Below are 16,614 nucleotides of genomic sequence, written 5' to 3'. Positions count from 1 at the left end.
GAACAAGTCGACGCTTTATCTAACGATAGCGTCGACTTTTTATTTCTGCAGGTTTATCTGTTTAGTCATTTACCCGCTTAGTTACTTAGTTGCTTAGTTCTACAGCTGCTTTTCGGCTGTACCTTTCTAGAATCTCATCCATCTCTTTTATCGCATCATTGATGCTTTTGATACCACTTTGCGCGACACTTCTCTCACTTTGATTCAATGCAGAAAAAGCCCGTTTTAATTCCTTATCTTCCAACATGTTCCTGTGCAACAACACTTCTTTGTAGGTGAGTAGCCTATGCTGTACCGCGATAATTTGACTGCGGGTATTGTCTGATTCTAAAGCGTGCTTTATGCAAGGAAATGCCAATGTATAACGATTCGCAATTTCCAATTTGACGTCTTTGTTATTCGCAATTTGCAATTTTTATTATTTCCCAACACTTAAGTAATCAAGTTTACTAGCCTGCACGTTCACGACCGATCAAAGTGCGAAAGTTTATGAAACGTAACGTTTTTTAATAATCGCATAATATGCCTTTGATGGCGTATGTAAACCGTTACAAGTCAATATGGTCTGCTTCTTGCTGAAATTAGGTCATAACTGTCTATTGAGGATAAGCTTATGTCACAAGAACCCATAATAATGGCGCTGATTGATCGCAGAAAGCTCGCCAATTTGTCGCAAGAAAAATTGGCCTCAAGTGCGGGAATGAGTTTAAAAACCTATCAACGTATTGAACGTGGTGAAGCTGACATCAAAATGTCCCAGTATCGTTCTATCACAAGAACCTTGAAAGTGACGGATTTAGATGTCGTGCTTGATATTGTTGGTGCATCGCAAGCCACGGCGGAAGATGTTGCAGCGGTCAGTCGTTTACTGACCAGCGAAGAGAGAATGTTGTTGATCAAACTGATTTTATCAGTCAAAAAACAACCATAGCGTTCTGTTCTAATAGGTATCGTCTTTTATCTAAATAAATAGAGTTAGAGTGGTTGTTGCATGGGTGACGTGTTCACTGGGTGACATGAAACAATTATTCTACTCTTCCGCGCAGTTGTTTGGTGGTACTTCTTTGTTTCTTTCCTTCTAAACGTCTTTTTTGAGAGCCACGCGTCGGCTTAGTTGCTCGTCTTACTTTTTGAACCTTTGTTGCTTCCAAGATCAGTTCTTTCAAACGCACCAAAGCATCATCACGGTTTTGTTCTTGAGTTCTATACTGCTGCGCCTTAATGATAATCACGCCATCTTTAGTAATGCGGCTATCTTTGTGTGCGAGGAGTTTTTCTTTATAGAAATCAGGTAGGGTGGAGTGCTTGATGTCAAAACGTAAATGTATCGCGCTCGATACTTTATTGACGTTTTGGCCGCCGGCTCCTTGTGCTCTGATCGCAGTTAACTGGAGTTCCCAGTCTTGAATCGAAACAGAGTTAGATATTTGTAACATAAACTTCCATTTTGAACGGTAATATGGGGTCATGATACTGAATATTGGTTATGGTATCAGTAACTTTCTTAAAGAGTGGTAGTAGTGATGACAATAGATTTAACGACGTATGAAGGGTTAATCTTTGATATGGACGGTACGTTGATCGATACAATGCCAGCGCATGTAAAAGCATGGCAGCAAACGGCTGAAGAGTTCGGTTTTCATTTCGAGGCATCTTGGCTGCACAGCTTAGGTGGTATGCCGAGTTATAAGATAGCGGGTGAAGTGAACAGTAAATACGGTTTGTCACTCGACCCACAAGCGGTATCTACGTTTAAGATGGCATCGTTTGCGGCGATTGAAGACAAAGGCGATATTATCCCTTGCACGCATTCTCTTCTAATCGAACATCTAGGCAACAAGAAAATAGCGGTAGGGACAGGCAGCCAGCGCAAAAGCGCAGAACAGCTATTAGATAAAACGGATATCTTGAGCAAGCTGGATATCTTAGTAACAGCAACAGATGTGAAGAATCATAAGCCAAATCCAGATACCTTCTTGGACGCGTGTTTCGGTATGGGGTTACAACCTAAGCAATGTGTTGTGTTTGAAGATACCAATCTTGGTAAGCAGGCAGCTCATGCGGCGAACATGGATTGTATTCTGGTGGTCGAAGGGAATAAGTTAGAGTTCCACCCGGCACCTAACTGATTGCAAAATGGTGATGTTACTGAATGATAAGGCTGCTAAGTCAATGACTCTCGGTCTGGTTAACAGCCTAGCGGGACGATGTAGATTCTTGCTAGGCGATTTCGCTCATTTCTTTGTCTAGAAATAAACAGACTTGGTTTCGGCCTGCCGCTTTGGCCTCATATAACGCCAAATCGGCGCACTTGTAGTTAAGCGCAGGATCGCTAGTGATGTTGGTGATCCCGCCACTCACAGTCACTACGTTGTCGAGATCAAGACTGACAGCAACTCTCAACCTGTTAAGGACGTATTCAGCTTCTTCTGTTGAGGTGTGAGGCAGGATAACACCAAACTCTTCACCACCAATACGAGCAACAAAATCGGTTTCACGACATTCGCGTTGGAGCACTTTAGCGACCGTTTGAATGACTCGATCACCGTAGTCATGCCCAAATCGGTCATTAATGCGTTTGAAGTAGTCAATATCCAAGATAGCTAAACACGACTGCTCGCGAGTAGGATAACGATTAACACGAGAGCATTCATCGCGCAGCTCAAGATCGAACTTGCGACGGTTCCAACAGCCTGCTAACGAATCTTTTTCACTTAGGTTTCTTAGTTTATTTTCGAGCTCTTTGTGTTTACTGATATCGACAAATGACGCGACATAAAACTGAATTACATCTTTTGAGTCTTTAATCGTTTGGATTCGCAGTATTTCAGTGATCAGAGAACCGTCTTTACGGCGATTTACCACTTCGCCTTCCCATACACCGGTCTTAGTAATAATGCTCCACATCTTTATGTAGAATTCTTGATTGTAGCGACCAGAGGCAAACATAGAAGGTTGGTGACCTTTTACATCTTCTAGGCTGTAACCACTTACGCGGGTAAATTCTTGGTTTACTTTGATTATTCGGTTGTTTCTATCGGTGATGACCAAGGCCGACATACCATTCATTGCTGCTTTAGCCAGTTGGCTATCGATGCTGTTCTTCTTGTGGTTTCTATTCCAAAGCACAAACCCAGCAGAAATCATTGATATCAGTATCGTCAAGGTAATGATCTGTACGATGATAGCGTGGCGTTCTTGTTGATACTGGTTATTAAACTGATGGTTTTTAACGTGAAGAACCATATAAATAGGGCCTTCAAACTGATCTATCTTAGGGCTGATATCTGAGTGGAAATACCAGTTTTCGCCATCAAAATAGCTAGAGGAAGTGTTGTCTTTAATTGCTTCCCATAATTCTGGGTAGCGCTTTGCGTAAGTGATTTCAGCACGAGACTCAAGAACATGACCAAATGATTCTTCTGGGTTGGGTCCCATGATGACATGGCCTGTTTTATTCAGGAGTATCGGAACAGCAGAAGATGTTCCGATTTGATAATGCAGGCGATCATAAATTTCGAGCATATTGAGGTTAGCAATAAAGTAACCAATGATGCGATCTTTTGATGTTACAGGCGTCATGATACGAAGCGCCGGAATTAACGGATGGACTATTTCCCCGTATTCGACTTCTAGATCGATACCATTTGAACTGACTTGCCCAACTTCTAGTTTTTGAAGAGTGTCAAAGTAACTACGCGCTGATTTGTTTTGTAGTTCCTTGTCTGCAACGACTGTGGCTTGACTGTCTTTGTAGTTGACGCGGAACACTTCATTTCCTTGAATATCGAGATAACGAAGTTGTGAGTAATATTTTTGCCCACGAGCAAGCATCACCCACAAGTCTTGCAGCGCTTCTTTGTGAATCGTTGAGGGTTCTTCAATGGCACGAAGAAGGGTTTGTGAATTTGCTATAGAGGGAACGGAGTTAGATATCTGCTCTACGATGACAGAAAGCTCGTGGAAGCTGTATTCAATTTGGTTTTGACTTGATTGCTTAATATTTAGCGTGTGCTGAGCGTCTATCCGATCAAATTCAGAATTAATATAGAGGGCAGGGACTAGTCCTAGGGCAAAAATGGTACATAGAAATTGGCTGACTAGTTTTTTTATACTCGTATTCATCACTGTCCTTAAAGAATCAGCGCAATACTATATATTTTATGGGGTTTTTAATGTGATCTTGACCCAGAACTTAGAACAAGCTTTGCATATAACTATGGTTTTAGTGCAACTTTTTGCAATTAAGGTTGCTAATCGAGCAACCATTCCGTTCAGAAATGACGGCTCGAAGTAGCATACTGTTCAAGTATATCGGTTAGATCGAAAATTAATTCGCCATCATTATTTAGCTAAGGCCAACGATATTTCCTTTTTCATCAATATCTAACGACATGAACGCCGGTTTATCTGGTAAGCCCGGCATAGTCATTACATTGCCACACAAAGCGTAGATGAACCCCGCACCTGCACAAAGCTTCAGTTCTCTAACAGGAACATCAAACTGGGTAGGAGCGCCTTTAACTTGTGCTTCAGTCGAAATAGATAGCGGTGTCTTTGCCAAACATACCGACAGTCTGCTGTATCCATGTTGGTTGAATTCAGCGAGTTGTTTCTTGGCTAAAGGTGATAGCGAAATACTTGCTGCGCCGTAACCGACCTCGGCGACTGCCATCAACTTTTCTTCCAAGCTCTGCTCAGATTCATAAAGTGGTTTAAAGTCGCTCTCGTTTTCACAAGCATTGACCACGGCTTGAGCTAATAACGTCGCACCTTCTCCGCCTTTACCAAAAGCTTCGCTGATTTCAACGGTCACATTAGGGTCAAAGTCGGTGATCAGTTGTTTCAATGTGTTTAACTCTTGAATCGAATCTTGTGGGAATTGGTTGATGGCGACAACGGCAGGCACTTGGTATTGCTTAACATTGTTGATGTGCCATTTCAGATTCTCAAAGCCAGCGATAAGGGCGTCTTGGTCATCATTGAAGATTGATTCTGGTAATGCGGTGCCTGGTCTTAAATCGTATAAGCCTGAGTTGGCTTTTAGACCGCGTAATGTAGCGACTATAACAGCGCAATCAGGTTTTTTATTCGATGCTTTAACTTTGATGTTACACGCTTTTTCAAAACCCATGTCGGAGCCAAAACCGCCTTCAGTCACTACAAAATCACTCAGTTTGAGAGCAATCTTATCGGCAATAATTGAAGAGTTACCATGTGCAATGTTTGCGAACGGGCCTGCGTGAATCAGCGTTGGCACACCCTCAAGTGTTTGCATTAATGTTGGTTCAATTGAATCTTTCATTGTTACAGTCATTGCGCCTGCAACGTTGAAGTCATCTGCGGTTAATGGCATGCCTTGGTGGTTATAAGCGAGTACCACACGACCAATACGTTTTCTTAAATCTTGCAGGTCGTCAGCCAGCGCAAGAATGGCCATTAGCTCTGAAGCAGCCGAGATATCAAAGCCATCTTCGCGCTCAAAGCCGTTGATTGTTTTGTCTGCCTCGTTCTTTCCTACCGTGATCATGCGCAATGCGCGATCATTATGGTCAAGCACGCGTCGCCAAACGATTCTGCTTGGGTCTATATCTAATGCTTTTAAGCCAGAGCGCGCTTCAAAGGCTTCTAACCCTTCACGTTGCTCATGATACAAACGAGCATCAATCGCAGCAGAGGCGAGGTTATGAGCCGCTGTCACTGCATGAATATCACCTGTTAAGTGGAGATTTAACTGCTCCATTGGCGCCACTTGAGAGTAACCACCGCCAGCAGCTCCGCCTTTGACACCAAATACTGGGCCCATAGAAGGCTGACGAATACACGCCATCGCAGATTGGTTTATTTTGGCGAGACCTTGTGCAAGGCCAATTGTGGTGACCGTTTTTCCTTCACCGAGTGGCGTCGGTGTAATCGCAGTCACAACGATCAATTTGCCGTCTTGTTGGTCAGAGAGGCGTTCAAGTGACGTAAGAGAAACCTTAGACTTGTAAAGCCCAAGGGGTTGATGTTCGTCATGATTCAGGCCAGCTTGCTTGGCAATCTCACTGATGTTTTTAAGGGGAGTTGAGCGACAAATATCAATATCAGATAGCATATTTGCTCCTTATATCAGAACCGAAAGGTGTTACGTAAACGTTTGCGTGGCGATGGTACTGTATAATTTGACCAAGTAAAGGCAAACCACACGAATTATGTGCTGGAAGATAACAGATCTAAACAGTCATTGCGCGAGATCAAATCTTAATCTGACAAAAAATCAGATTTGATTAGGTGTTGCGCCATTCACATAACTCACCAATAGAAAAAGGGCTGCATATAGCAGCCCTATTAGGAATTGGTCATCTTAGAATGCTTCACTAACCCGTTGGAATCAGTGCCTCAATCTAGATTAGCGATCCCAGTATGTTTCTTCTAAGCTATCTTCGCGTTCCGGTAGGGCACGAGAAAGGCGAGGTGAGTGTTGAGTCAATACCTCGTAGCTTACACGGTTAGCGTACTTACAAATTTGAGACAGTGACGAGTAAGTCAGACAAGCGTGCTCGTGTTTCTCTGAGTTTGGTACATTCACGTAGTGGTAGCTGTTTGCTGCCATATCGTGTAGCAGTGCAGAAAGCGCACCGTCGCCTGCGCCATTGGTGTTCTTAATCTCAAGTGGGCCACCTAGGTAAGGGCCAATGTGAGAATATACTTTTACTGGGTCTACACAATCTTGCTTACGCATAGCACGGCTGAATTCGTATTTATTGAACTCAGGGATGTTACCCGGTAACAATGGCAGTGTGGTTTCGCGTTTCGCTGGTTCGTCAGTGTAACCTGCCATGTACAAGCCAACAGGGCCCGCGGTACATAAAACAAGGTCAACCCACTCAAGCGCTTTATTCGCAGCAAGTAATGGATCTTTCTCACCCGTTAATGCTTCACCTTCGTCTTCGTTCATCGCGACGATAGTAACGTTTTCTTTCAGGTATTCTTGCCACCATTCAGCATTACCTTCGATCACGTATTTAGTACCAAGCGTCAGTACAACAGGCACATTGTGTGCTTTCGCATATTCAATCGCTTTTTGTACGGCTTTAGGCATTGGATCTTCAGGCTTACCGCGCATTAGGTATGAAGATACAACTAATGCAGAGGCTTTTTCGAAAATTTGTTCAGGAATACTTTCAGGAAGCAGTTGATTCATGTGTCCTTCGTTGATCGCAAACGTACGTTCGCCATCTTCGGTAATTAGCGTGTAACAACGACCAATTGGACCATCAACTGTTTGTAGGTGGTTTAAGTTCATGCGAGAAGAGGTACGGCAAAGGTATCGGTAACCAAACGAACCCACTTCGATTTTCTTAGACATAACGCCAAGCAGAACTGATTTACTGTCTGCAAGAACAGAGTAGTTGTGTAGCGTGTTACCAATGGTATCGCCAGGGTATTGATGCGTAATCAAACCACGTTCAACTAGCTCTTCGTAAAGGGCATCGGCTTTACTTTCTTCCAATACAAGCGAGTGACCTTTACTCAGCTCGTATTTTTCTAGGAACTCGTTGTCAACACGGGCTTCGATATCAACAATCGTTTGACCTATACCGACAACTGTTGCGCGGTGTAGCTTAGGTGTTTGTTGAATTTGGTTGACCAACGGATCACGGGCGTGAGTTGGAAAGTAGTGCTTAGATTTACGCTGTCCAGGAAATTTCATATGACAAATACAGTGAAAAAATTTTGCCGCATGATATCACATTTTGTTTCTGTTTCTTTCATTTTTATTACATTTTGAATCACCTGCACAATGTCTGTACAGGTGATTCAAGCTCGTTATTCCGTAGGGACTAACGTAGCAGGATCGACGTAAGCCTTTGTACCCCATAGAGGAACAGTGGAAAGGCTGTGTTTGAAACTACCCTCTGTTTCTTTTGTGGTGTAAGACAAGTAGAGCAATGATTGATTCTCTGCGTCGTAGATGCGGCGAACTTTCATTGTTTTGAAAAAGATACTTTTCGATTGCTTGAATACCACTTCGCCGGATTTGCTCTTGTCTATTTGAGCAATCATTTCTGGTGTGATTTCACCTGTTTGACGACAAGAGATAGAGCTATCACTTGGATCTGACAGGCTAAGGTTTGCTTCGATGGATGCGATATGACAAGTTACACCTGCGATCTTGTCGTCATCTAGAGAAGACATCTTGATATCTTTCATGGTGAAGAAACCGAGAGATACGTCGCCAACTTCATTGTCTGAGCAGCCAGCCAACAATGTCATGATACCAACTGCTATTAAGGCTTTTTTCATAAGAAGTCCTTTTTATTTATATAGTTCTGTTTACTATAGGAATATTGAAAGCGTGAATACGAGTGTAGAGCTTTTCACCGAGTTCTTAAAGGATGTTGTTGGAGAATGAAAAATATGAAGCATTTAAAGTACTTGTTGGCCTTGGTCATGCTCTGTATGCTCTCTGCTTGTAGCTCGGCACCTCAGTCGACCATATGTCTTCCAAATAACTGTGATATTTGGGGATACTAAACGTAGGTACTAATAGAATGAATAACGAAATACCTGAAAATGCACATAAGAAAAACCAATGGCTATTCAGCCAACTCGATATTGCGTACCCCGCAAAAGAGAGCCTTCTCGGTCGAGACCTCTACAAAAGCAAACTTCCTCAAAAAACATATCAACTTCTTCCTCAAGATCAAACTCCTAGCCAATTAGATGAATTACATAAAGTCGACTTTCATAAGCTGACGGTTCTATTCTCGCTTAACCAAGCTAGCGCGTATCAAGATGAAACGGAAAGAGCGCATATTTTGGAGTTCTTAAGCCAAATAATGCTATCGGAAGAACATGAACTATTTGTAGGTACCAAGAACGGTGATGTGGTAGCGAGTGCGATTGTTACAGCGACTGACGATTCACTGCTGATCTCAGATGTTGTAAACCAGCATGATCAAGACTGTATTGGGTTTGCTAAACAGTTACTCGAATTTTGGGCACAAGATCAAGGTTCTAGCCATAAAGTATGGTTGGAAAGCTAAAGAACCTTTGATAAAGCGTTAATCTGAGTACAATACACCGTCTTTTAAACAGGGTCCGGTATGTACAAGCTATTGATATCAATCGCTGTATTGTGTGTTAGCGCTTTTTCTACAGCTACTTACGCTAACAACTGGGATATCAAGCACATCCTAGTTATCCACTCCTATGGACCTTCCTACCAATGGACCGCCGATTTCCAAAAGGGAATCGATAACGCGTTCAATCAATCTCAAGTCGAAGTTAAACTTTCAATTGAGTATCTAGATACCAAGCGTATCAACAGTCCAGAATATTACGACTCGCTTGTCGATTACTTTAAAGCTAAGTATTCAGGTTATCACTTGGATGGTGTCATTGTTACCGATGATAACGCAGCAAATTTTCTTGAATCCATCAGCTCTTTAATTGACCGAAATACACCTGTTGTTGCGGTTGGCATTAATGATACCAGTACAGACATGTACGCGGTTACTGACAGAGCAACCGTGCTTCACGAGAATGATCATATCGACATTAACATCGAGTTGATTTCACAGTTAAGGCCAAACCTTAAGAACCTGTACTTTGTAAATGATTACAGTGTCACTTCTGAATTGATTCGTAAAGAAGTACAAAAGGTGATGGTTGGTTTTCCCGATATCAATTTGGTTGAAATTCGAAATCAAACCCTTGAAGAGACGAGACAGTACTTAAAAACTATCTCCGTTGATGATGCTGTTCTGCTCAGCCACTACAACACGGAACTCGCACAAGGCGTTTATCACTCTTATCAAGAGATCGCTGAAACCTTGTCAGTATCGAGCGCGGCTCCTGTGTTCGCACTATGGCAGTTCAATATCTTAGGTGACGTGTTGGGCGGTTATGTTAATCACTCACAAAGTATGGGCGAAGAAGCCGTTGATGCGTTAGACAAGTACGTATCGCTTGGTTTCTCTTCACCGTTGGTACCGGGTGACAACATACGTTTCGTATTCAATTATCCGGCGATGAAAAAGTTCGGCATCGGTGAGAGTGCGTTACCTGAAGAATCTGTTGTCATCAATGAACCTTCTTCTTTTATTCGTAAGAACTTCCAACTGCTGATGGGCTTGACCATGGTGATTGCGGGCTTAAGCCTGATTATCTTGATGCAGTTCATTACGTTGCGTCAAAAGAAAGAGCTGGCAAAGAAGAACAAGCGGATTCTCGCTCTGCAGAAGCAAACACTGAACGTTCAGAAAGACATGATTCATGTATTAGGTGAAGCCATTGAAACGCGATCTGGCGAAACGGGTAATCACGTAAAGCGTGTTGCGAAGTTATCAGCACTTTTGGCGAAACATCGAGGTTTAAGTCACCGTGAAGTAGAAATGCTTGAAATCATCAGCCCGATGCACGATGTAGGTAAAATCTCAGTGCCAGAATCGATTCTCGACAAGCCAGGTAAACTAACGGATGAAGAATGGGAAGTGATGAAGTTGCACACAACGGCAGGCTACAATTTGCTGATCAGTGGAGCGGGTGACATCACTAACTTAGCTGCGATTATCGCCAATGAGCATCACGAGCGATGGGATGGTGAAGGATACCCAAATGGTAAGGCTGCTGATGAAATCCATTTGTTTGCACGCATTACTGCCGTAGCCGATGTTTTCGACGCCTTGTTGAGCGCACGTTGCTATAAAGAGCCGTGGCCGTTAGAAATGGTTGTAGACCTATTTGAACGAGAGTGCGGTCGACAGTTTGATCCTGAGCTTGCCAAGCTATTGCTGGACCATTTACCAGAGTTTGTTGCGATCAGAGACACTTACCCAGATAGTTCCAATTCAGAACTAGTTGCTTTAGCTGCTACTTCTCAACAAGCAAACTGTGCGTGATTTTAGCTCATCATAGGGTGAGCTGAACCATTTCTCCCACCATTCTTTCTACGCTACATATTCTACTTGTTTATATTTGTGCTTGAGACTAATTATCATTTATAAAATATCGGACTGAAAACACTATTCATATATCTCTAAGTTAGATGAAAATGCTTAAGCATATTGAATCATAAGGTGATCAGCTGCATATTTTGCAAAGAAAAATAACTAAGTTTAGGTAAAGTGTTAGCTTAATCATGCCGAGCCTGAAGATAACCTTATAGGATAAAGCTTGGATTCAAAGCGAGTGAAATTTCTATGCGGTTGGAACAAACTAAGTGTGTAATTTTTGATTGTGACGGAACGTTAATCGATAGCGAAAGACTGTGCTGCCAAGCTCTAGTGAACGTATTCTCGAGTTTCGGCGCTGATTTAAACGTGAACGACTGTTACGCCCATTTTCAAGGTGGGAAGTTGGCCGATATATTGATGGATACACAAGAACGCCTTGGACTGTCGATATCCGTTGATACGCTTGAACCACTTTACCGCTCAGAACTTGAAGCACTTTTCCAGCGTCATTTGAAACCTATGGATGGCGCTATTGAGCTGATTGAATTTCTAAAACGACAAGACATCGAATTTTGTATCGCTTCAAACGCTCCGAAATCGAGAGTTGAATCATCACTAGCGATGACGGGTATGCTTGATGACTTCAAAGGCAAAGTTTTTTCGGCATTTGACGCTAATAGTTGGAAACCTGAGCCTGATCTGATCATGTATACCGCAATGAATATGGGCTTTTTACCAAACGAATGTATTTATGTTGATGACACGGTGAAAGGTATTGAGGCTGGGGTTCGAGCGGGTATTCAATCTTTTAGACTGCGACCAACGATTGAAGATTCACTGAATGATGATCCAGAAGCCGACATAGCAGAGCTAGCGGCTCAGGATATTTACAGTTTGGAAGAAATTTCAGTTTGGATTAATGGCAAGCATTGCTCAATGAACGGTATACCGAACTCTGGAGTTTTGGTGGGGTAGTGCCTATTTGAAGGCTGACTATTTTACTAAATTGTTTGGTGTGGAAACCGCAAGATGCGCACGTAAACTTTTCTCCGCTTTCTGAGAGCAGATATTCGTCGTGTTGGCATAGAGGGCATGTGATGTCTTCGTTGTTTGGTGCTTCTGTATTATTCATTATGTCACCTGCAGCAAGAGGGTAAGCGAAAATAAGACCCGTTTAATTAGATTACTCCTAAGCTCGATTATTAGACAGTTTTGCCCCTTCATAATCTCTCCTTTGCGACTTGCTTCATGGTAATGATAATCTCATCTTTAAAGACCGTGTATATAACGTGGTTATTAATGGAAGTTGTTATTAACAATCGTCAATAAAAAAAGGACTCAGTGCGAGTCCTTCTTAGTTTATTTTCTCTTCACGTTAACTGGAAGCCACTTTTGCGTTGGCTTTGAACGTTATGACTTTCAAGTTTATAGCATCGAGTCTTAAGTGCGGTATCTTGCCAAAGTTTGAGACAAAGACACTGAGGCTTCAGTTAGCTTAGATACACCATTTGAAGAATTTTGAGCCACATCTTTAATCACATCTGATTGGCTGCGGATATCGTTAAGCTCTGCCGCGATGGTATTCGCTACATTACTTTGCTCATCTGCAGAAGTGGCTATCTGAATGCTCATGTCCATCAAGGTATTCGCAGAAGCCGCGATAGAATTCACGTCATCACCGATATTTGAAATCAGTTGGCTGCTGGTTTGAGCCTGATCAACCGTTTGTTCAGTGATTTTAGCGATGTTCTGGCTTTCTTGTTGCAGGCGCTCAATCATCGCTTGAATTTCAACGGTCGCCGACTGTGTTCTGCTTGCCAGCGTTCGTACTTCATCCGCAACAACCGCAAAACCACGGCCTTGCTCACCTGCACGAGCTGCTTCGATCGCTGCGTTTAGTGCAAGTAGGTTAGTTTGCTCAGAGATTGCGTTGATCGTCGTGATCACTTCATTAATTTGGCTGGTGTTGACATTTAAGCTGGTCACCGAAGATGAGGTTTGCTCAATCAGAGAAGAAAGTGTGCTGATCTCTGAGATGGCTTGTTGAACCTTCGAGTGGCTATCGTTGATTTGCTGTGCATCTTGTTCTGTTTGCTCAGTTGAACGTGCAGAGATATTCGACACTTCGTTAGCTGATGCTGTCATCTGGTCCATTGCAGTAGCCACAGAGTCCAAAGACGCGTTTTGGCTCATGATTTGTGTTTCGCTGCGCTTCATCTCTGTTTCGAAAGAAGCCGACGTTTCACTGAGTGTCGCGGCACTGTGGTTTACGTTGTTCACTAACTCACTTAGAGTGTCCATTGAACGGTCAAGTGCACACCCAATAGTACCAAACTCATCACGGCCTGGGTGGAAGCCAAGGCGTGAGGTTAAGTCGCCGTCACCAATCTTTTGAGTAGTTGAGTAAAGCACCCATAACGCGCCACCTAGGAAGGTCGCAACCCAGTAACTGAAAAGGCCAAAAGGCGCACACCATAAAAGACTGAGTAATAAAGTGTACAGTGCTTGCTGCTTTTGGTTTTGTGTATCGTTATTTGAAACGGTCAGAGAGTAGTAGTTACCATCTTGTGCAAGAGCCGTTGCGGTAACCGCGCCACTGTTAGAAATGATGGTTTCTTGAGGGCGAGTTTGTTGGCTAACAAAACGAACAGAGGCAGGGGAATCTGACGCTGATAAAATGCCTTTGAGTTGATACTCAACCTGCTGTTTTGCACTCGCGTCAATTTGTTCCATTTTGTTGACGTAGTTGAGTCCAGCTAGGCTTGCCACAGCGGCAAAAAAGATTAAGAAAATAACCCAAAACTTGTCGTTGATAGACATTTTGATAAACAGCTTGTCTATCGTTCGAAATTGTACTTCTTTCATAAAAACTCCACGGTAAATCCTTTACCGTGGACTCTAAATAACCGACCTCAATAAAAATGTGATACCAATCGACTAATTGTGAAAATTAATGATACCAACATATCGTTTATGAGATCCCAATCAAGTATTTATACCGCGTATAGGTTTATTAGCCTAATGAAGGTAGTAACCCTACTGAAATAAGGATTTGAATTGCAATGATAAACACGCCAACGCTACCCGCTAAAAACAACGCTTTGCTTCCGCCTAATACTTGGTAAGTCTCTTGAGTATTTTGTCCATTAACGGCGAAATCAGTGTAACGCACTTTGTAAACCATCACTGTTGGTAACAGGATTGCAAGCACTGCTAGCGCAATTGCTGCGTAACCCAGAGCCATGATAAAGCCTTGTGGGTAGAACAAAGCAAAACCGAGTGGTGGAACGAAAGTGATCAATGCTGTTTTGACACGCTTAGCGCTGCCTAGCTTATTGCTCAATGAATCACCCATAAATTCGAATAGGCCCAAGCTCACGCCAATAAATGAGGTTAACAGTGCAAGATCGGCAAATACACCAACGATCACGCTAAGATTAGATTGATGAACGGTCTGTGACAGTGAGACTAACAGTGCGCCCAAGCTGGTGTCTGACAATAGCTGCTCTTGGCTAATCACACCTAAAGTCACGCTCTGCCAGAAAACATAGATGACCAAAGGCAGTGCAGAACCAATGATCATGACCTTACGTAAAGAACGGACGTCACCATCAAGGTATCGAACAATCGAAGGAATGCTGCCGTGGAAACCAAAAGAGGTGAACACAACCGGAATCGCCGCAACAATCAGGCCTTGTTGTAAAGGCATGCTCATTAGGTACTGAGAAGTAATGTTAGGTGCTAGAAAGCTAAGCACTAGAACCATCGCGATTAGCTTTAAGCCAAACAAAACGCGGTTAACTTTATCAACACTGTGTGTACCAATCGTCACAACGCCAGCAACTAACAGAGTAAATAGGAGGGTTGTGATTTGGCCGTTGAGTTCAATGCCTGCAATATCCGCAATACGTTGGTTGAATTGAGCACCACCGCCCGCAATGTAGGCAGCACATAAAGCGTAAAACAGAAACATAACGGCGAAGCTCGCAATCCACTTTCCTTTGTTCCCTAAAATTGTGTGAGCTAAAGTGTGTAGGGTTGCGTCCGATTCTGCGAATTGATGAAGCTCTACCATTAATAAAGCGGTAAAGGCCATTAATGCCCAAAGACACAGCATTAAGAAAAGCGAAGTTGAGAAGCCAATACCTGCAGAAGCAAGTGGAAGAGCGAGCATGCCAGCACCAATAGTGGTGCCTGCAATGATCAAAGTACTACCAAAAACCTTTGATTTATTCATTGTATATAATTCTTTACGTTAGAGTGTGTTTTCATTGTAATTCTTCTAGCTTAAGCGCATAAACCAAAAGAATATCTCGATTTTCAAGTATTCTGATTGAGTTTAATTCCAAATGCAATCTCTAATGTAATTAAAAATATCCACTGTAAATTAATATTTACAATGGTGGGTGGCAGGGCATCGGAAATGCCTAAGCAAACGTTTGACCATGATCTGCTTCAAAATTTGTAGAGTAATTTGTTGTACTTGGTGTAAGGTAGCAGTACATATGTCGTTCGCGTATACCCCTTTAACGTAAATAAGCGTTAATGATCGCGAGTAGCTTCAAGCTATAAATATGGAATGGGTAGAGTAGAGTGCGTTCATCAAAGTGACATAATATAAGTCCAAGATGGTGTACTAGTTAACAGGACATTATGTCCACATCAAGGAATAGAGGGGGCACTATGAGTGACCAATCTTATAATGACGAAAGTCTTGAGTTGTTAGATGCTATGGAAATTGGCATTGATTTATCTGACTACGAACAAACAGTTAAACAATTAGCAGAAGAACTTTTTAAGTCTTCGAACTAAGCTTTTAAACTTTTAACTTGAGCTTTTTAAGCAAAAGTACTTAAACGAAAGCTTCCTTAGCTAAAAGTTTTTGTAGTTCAACGTTCTCAAATTAGACAATTCTTAAACTGAGCAAATCTCATTCGCTCACACGTCATATCAAAACTATCCTCATTAAAGTTCGCGAAGATAAACGAGTACGTTTACCATGTTACTTAGTTCTCGATACTTTAATGAGGTTCAATGAACTTTCTCGCACACCTACACATCGCTCAACACTGCAACAGTAACTTAGCCGGTAACCTGTTAGGTGACTTCGTTAAGGGTGACCCTAATAAACACTATTCAGATTCGCTTTCTAACGGAATAAGACTTCATCGATTCGTCGATAGCTATACCGACCGTCATGATGTGTCTCGTTCTGCAAAATCTCTCTTTTCAGATCAAACAAGGCGCTTTGCTCCTATTGCACTCGATGTCTTTTGGGATCACTGCTTAGCTAATCATTGGGGCCAGTTCTCGACACAATCGTTAGAGCACTTTTGTTCAGACAGCCATCAGCAGATTTTCGAACATCAAGAACCTCACTGGCCTGAAAACTTCGTTACTATTCATCAGAAGATGGCAGAACAGCGGTGGTTGGAAAGCTATCAAGACATGTCTTCCATTGAGTTGGTATTACAACGAATGGCTTTAAGAAGGCCTAAGCTAGGCATGCTCAAAAACTGTTACGACGACCTAGAACGCCATTATGATAAGTTGCAGTGTCACTTTAATGAGCTGTATCCAAGCGTTTTAGAAGAAGCAAACCAGTTTAGTGCACTTCAATTGACGAAAAATCAAAAGGAAAGGTAAACAGCGTAATGCAGGTTTGCTACAA

16 protein-coding genes are annotated in these 16,614 nt (G+C 42.5%); 7 read left to right on the top strand and 9 right to left on the bottom strand.

What is annotated here, in order from left to right:
• Positions 1 to 85: 85 nt before the first annotated feature.
• Positions 86 to 412 (bottom strand): hypothetical protein, encoded by a 327-nt coding sequence (locus AC3CKG_RS23905; protein WP_372094487.1) that lies wholly within the window; start codon positions 410 to 412, stop codon positions 86 to 88.
• 201 nt (positions 413 to 613) lie between these two features.
• Between AC3CKG_RS23905 and AC3CKG_RS23900 the strand changes: the two genes are divergently transcribed.
• Complete coding sequence (locus tag AC3CKG_RS23900; protein ID WP_017111955.1) at positions 614 to 931, top strand: helix-turn-helix transcriptional regulator; 318 nt, start codon at positions 614 to 616, stop codon at positions 929 to 931.
• 94 nt (positions 932 to 1,025) lie between these two features.
• On the opposite strand, the gene arfB is transcribed toward AC3CKG_RS23900, so the two are convergent.
• Positions 1,026 to 1,436 (bottom strand): alternative ribosome rescue aminoacyl-tRNA hydrolase ArfB, encoded by a 411-nt coding sequence (arfB, locus tag AC3CKG_RS23895; protein WP_004730912.1) that lies wholly within the window; start codon positions 1,434 to 1,436, stop codon positions 1,026 to 1,028.
• Positions 1,437 to 1,523: 87 nt separating this feature from the next.
• Between arfB and AC3CKG_RS23890 the strand changes: the two genes are divergently transcribed.
• Positions 1,524 to 2,129: a beta-phosphoglucomutase family hydrolase gene (locus AC3CKG_RS23890; protein ID WP_488529976.1), complete on the top strand. Its 606-nt coding sequence runs from the start codon at positions 1,524 to 1,526 to the stop codon at positions 2,127 to 2,129.
• A 91-nt stretch (positions 2,130 to 2,220) separates the two neighbouring features.
• Here AC3CKG_RS23890 and AC3CKG_RS23885 read toward each other — a convergent pair whose 3' ends face one another.
• The 4 genes from AC3CKG_RS23885 to AC3CKG_RS23870 form a co-directional block, all read right to left on the bottom strand.
• Positions 2,221 to 4,125: a GGDEF domain-containing protein gene (locus AC3CKG_RS23885; RefSeq protein WP_488529512.1), complete on the bottom strand. Its 1,905-nt coding sequence runs from the start codon at positions 4,123 to 4,125 to the stop codon at positions 2,221 to 2,223.
• A gap of 223 nt (positions 4,126 to 4,348) precedes the next feature.
• Complete coding sequence (locus tag AC3CKG_RS23880; protein ID WP_488529511.1) at positions 4,349 to 6,097, bottom strand: formate--tetrahydrofolate ligase; 1,749 nt, start codon at positions 6,095 to 6,097, stop codon at positions 4,349 to 4,351.
• Between the two features lie 294 nt (positions 6,098 to 6,391).
• Entirely contained in the window at positions 6,392 to 7,696 is a 1,305-nt protein-coding gene (locus AC3CKG_RS23875; RefSeq protein ID WP_017111958.1) for an inosine/guanosine kinase, read from the bottom strand.
• 116 nt (positions 7,697 to 7,812) lie between these two features.
• Positions 7,813 to 8,289, bottom strand: coding sequence for a CreA family protein (locus AC3CKG_RS23870; RefSeq protein WP_017111959.1), 477 nt, complete (start codon positions 8,287 to 8,289; stop codon positions 7,813 to 7,815).
• Positions 8,290 to 8,537: 248 nt separating this feature from the next.
• Here AC3CKG_RS23870 and AC3CKG_RS23865 point away from each other — a divergent pair, with 248 nt between their 5' ends.
• The 3 genes from AC3CKG_RS23865 to AC3CKG_RS23855 all read left to right on the top strand — a co-directional run bounded on the left by AC3CKG_RS23865 (position 8,538) and on the right by AC3CKG_RS23855 (position 11,918).
• A complete protein-coding gene (locus AC3CKG_RS23865; protein ID WP_029223677.1) occupies positions 8,538 to 9,032 on the top strand; it encodes a hypothetical protein in 495 nt (164 codons plus the stop codon).
• Positions 9,033 to 9,092: 60 nt separating this feature from the next.
• A complete protein-coding gene (locus tag AC3CKG_RS23860; RefSeq protein WP_488529510.1) occupies positions 9,093 to 10,889 on the top strand; it encodes an HD domain-containing phosphohydrolase in 1,797 nt (598 codons plus the stop codon).
• Between the two features lie 300 nt (positions 10,890 to 11,189).
• The gene (locus AC3CKG_RS23855) at positions 11,190 to 11,918 is read left to right on the top strand and encodes an HAD-IA family hydrolase (protein WP_017111961.1); all 729 of its coding nucleotides are present in this window, start codon (positions 11,190 to 11,192) and stop codon (positions 11,916 to 11,918) included.
• Here the strand turns inward: AC3CKG_RS23855 and AC3CKG_RS23850 are convergent.
• The 3 genes from AC3CKG_RS23850 to AC3CKG_RS23840 all read right to left on the bottom strand — a co-directional run bounded on the left by AC3CKG_RS23850 (position 11,860) and on the right by AC3CKG_RS23840 (position 15,180).
• Positions 11,860 to 12,075, bottom strand: coding sequence for a hypothetical protein (locus AC3CKG_RS23850; protein WP_080585209.1), 216 nt, complete (start codon positions 12,073 to 12,075; stop codon positions 11,860 to 11,862). The two genes, AC3CKG_RS23855 and AC3CKG_RS23850, sit on opposite strands and share 59 nt — an antisense overlap.
• 308 nt (positions 12,076 to 12,383) lie before the next feature.
• Positions 12,384 to 13,808 (bottom strand): methyl-accepting chemotaxis protein, encoded by a 1,425-nt coding sequence (locus AC3CKG_RS23845; protein ID WP_488529509.1) that lies wholly within the window; start codon positions 13,806 to 13,808, stop codon positions 12,384 to 12,386.
• Positions 13,809 to 13,956: 148 nt separating this feature from the next.
• Positions 13,957 to 15,180: an aromatic amino acid transport family protein gene (locus AC3CKG_RS23840; protein WP_102352222.1), complete on the bottom strand. Its 1,224-nt coding sequence runs from the start codon at positions 15,178 to 15,180 to the stop codon at positions 13,957 to 13,959.
• A 446-nt stretch (positions 15,181 to 15,626) separates the two neighbouring features.
• On the opposite strand from AC3CKG_RS23840, the gene AC3CKG_RS23835 reads away from it, so the two are divergent.
• Together AC3CKG_RS23835 and AC3CKG_RS23830 are read left to right on the top strand one after the other, a co-directional pair.
• Positions 15,627 to 15,755 carry a hypothetical protein gene (locus AC3CKG_RS23835; protein ID WP_017059831.1) on the top strand — a complete coding sequence of 43 codons (129 nt, stop codon included), beginning with the start codon at positions 15,627 to 15,629 and terminating at the stop codon, positions 15,753 to 15,755.
• Positions 15,756 to 15,977: 222 nt separating this feature from the next.
• A complete protein-coding gene (locus tag AC3CKG_RS23830; protein ID WP_372223619.1) occupies positions 15,978 to 16,589 on the top strand; it encodes an ACP phosphodiesterase in 612 nt (203 codons plus the stop codon).
• Positions 16,590 to 16,614 lie beyond the last annotated feature (25 nt).

The sequence above is a fragment of the Vibrio sp. QJM3NY_15 genome, assembly GCF_057785995.1.
Note: the sequence above shows the minus strand (reverse complement) of the source record. Positions and strands in the feature narration are given on the sequence as shown.

What these genes read in the sequence shown, in the direction of transcription:
- AC3CKG_RS23900 (WP_017111955.1), top strand. Translation starts at nt 614, where the DNA reads ATGTCACAAGAACCCATAATAATGGCGCTGATTGATCGCAGAAAGCTC.
- arfB (WP_004730912.1), bottom strand. Translation starts at nt 1,436, where the DNA reads ATGTTACAAATATCTAACTCTGTTTCGATTCAAGACTGGGAACTCCAG.
- AC3CKG_RS23890 (WP_488529976.1), top strand. Translation starts at nt 1,524, where the DNA reads ATGACAATAGATTTAACGACGTATGAAGGGTTAATCTTTGATATGGAC.
- AC3CKG_RS23885 (WP_488529512.1), bottom strand. Translation starts at nt 4,125, where the DNA reads ATGAATACGAGTATAAAAAAACTAGTCAGCCAATTTCTATGTACCATT.
- AC3CKG_RS23880 (WP_488529511.1), bottom strand. Translation starts at nt 6,097, where the DNA reads ATGCTATCTGATATTGATATTTGTCGCTCAACTCCCCTTAAAAACATC.
- AC3CKG_RS23875 (WP_017111958.1), bottom strand. Translation starts at nt 7,696, where the DNA reads ATGAAATTTCCTGGACAGCGTAAATCTAAGCACTACTTTCCAACTCAC.
- AC3CKG_RS23870 (WP_017111959.1), bottom strand. Translation starts at nt 8,289, where the DNA reads ATGAAAAAAGCCTTAATAGCAGTTGGTATCATGACATTGTTGGCTGGC.
- AC3CKG_RS23865 (WP_029223677.1), top strand. Translation starts at nt 8,538, where the DNA reads ATGAATAACGAAATACCTGAAAATGCACATAAGAAAAACCAATGGCTA.
- AC3CKG_RS23860 (WP_488529510.1), top strand. Translation starts at nt 9,093, where the DNA reads ATGTACAAGCTATTGATATCAATCGCTGTATTGTGTGTTAGCGCTTTT.
- AC3CKG_RS23855 (WP_017111961.1), top strand. Translation starts at nt 11,190, where the DNA reads ATGCGGTTGGAACAAACTAAGTGTGTAATTTTTGATTGTGACGGAACG.
- AC3CKG_RS23850 (WP_080585209.1), bottom strand. Translation starts at nt 12,075, where the DNA reads ATGAATAATACAGAAGCACCAAACAACGAAGACATCACATGCCCTCTA.
- AC3CKG_RS23845 (WP_488529509.1), bottom strand. Translation starts at nt 13,808, where the DNA reads ATGAAAGAAGTACAATTTCGAACGATAGACAAGCTGTTTATCAAAATG.
- AC3CKG_RS23840 (WP_102352222.1), bottom strand. Translation starts at nt 15,180, where the DNA reads ATGAATAAATCAAAGGTTTTTGGTAGTACTTTGATCATTGCAGGCACC.
- AC3CKG_RS23835 (WP_017059831.1), top strand. Translation starts at nt 15,627, where the DNA reads ATGAGTGACCAATCTTATAATGACGAAAGTCTTGAGTTGTTAGATGCT.
- AC3CKG_RS23830 (WP_372223619.1), top strand. Translation starts at nt 15,978, where the DNA reads ATGAACTTTCTCGCACACCTACACATCGCTCAACACTGCAACAGTAAC.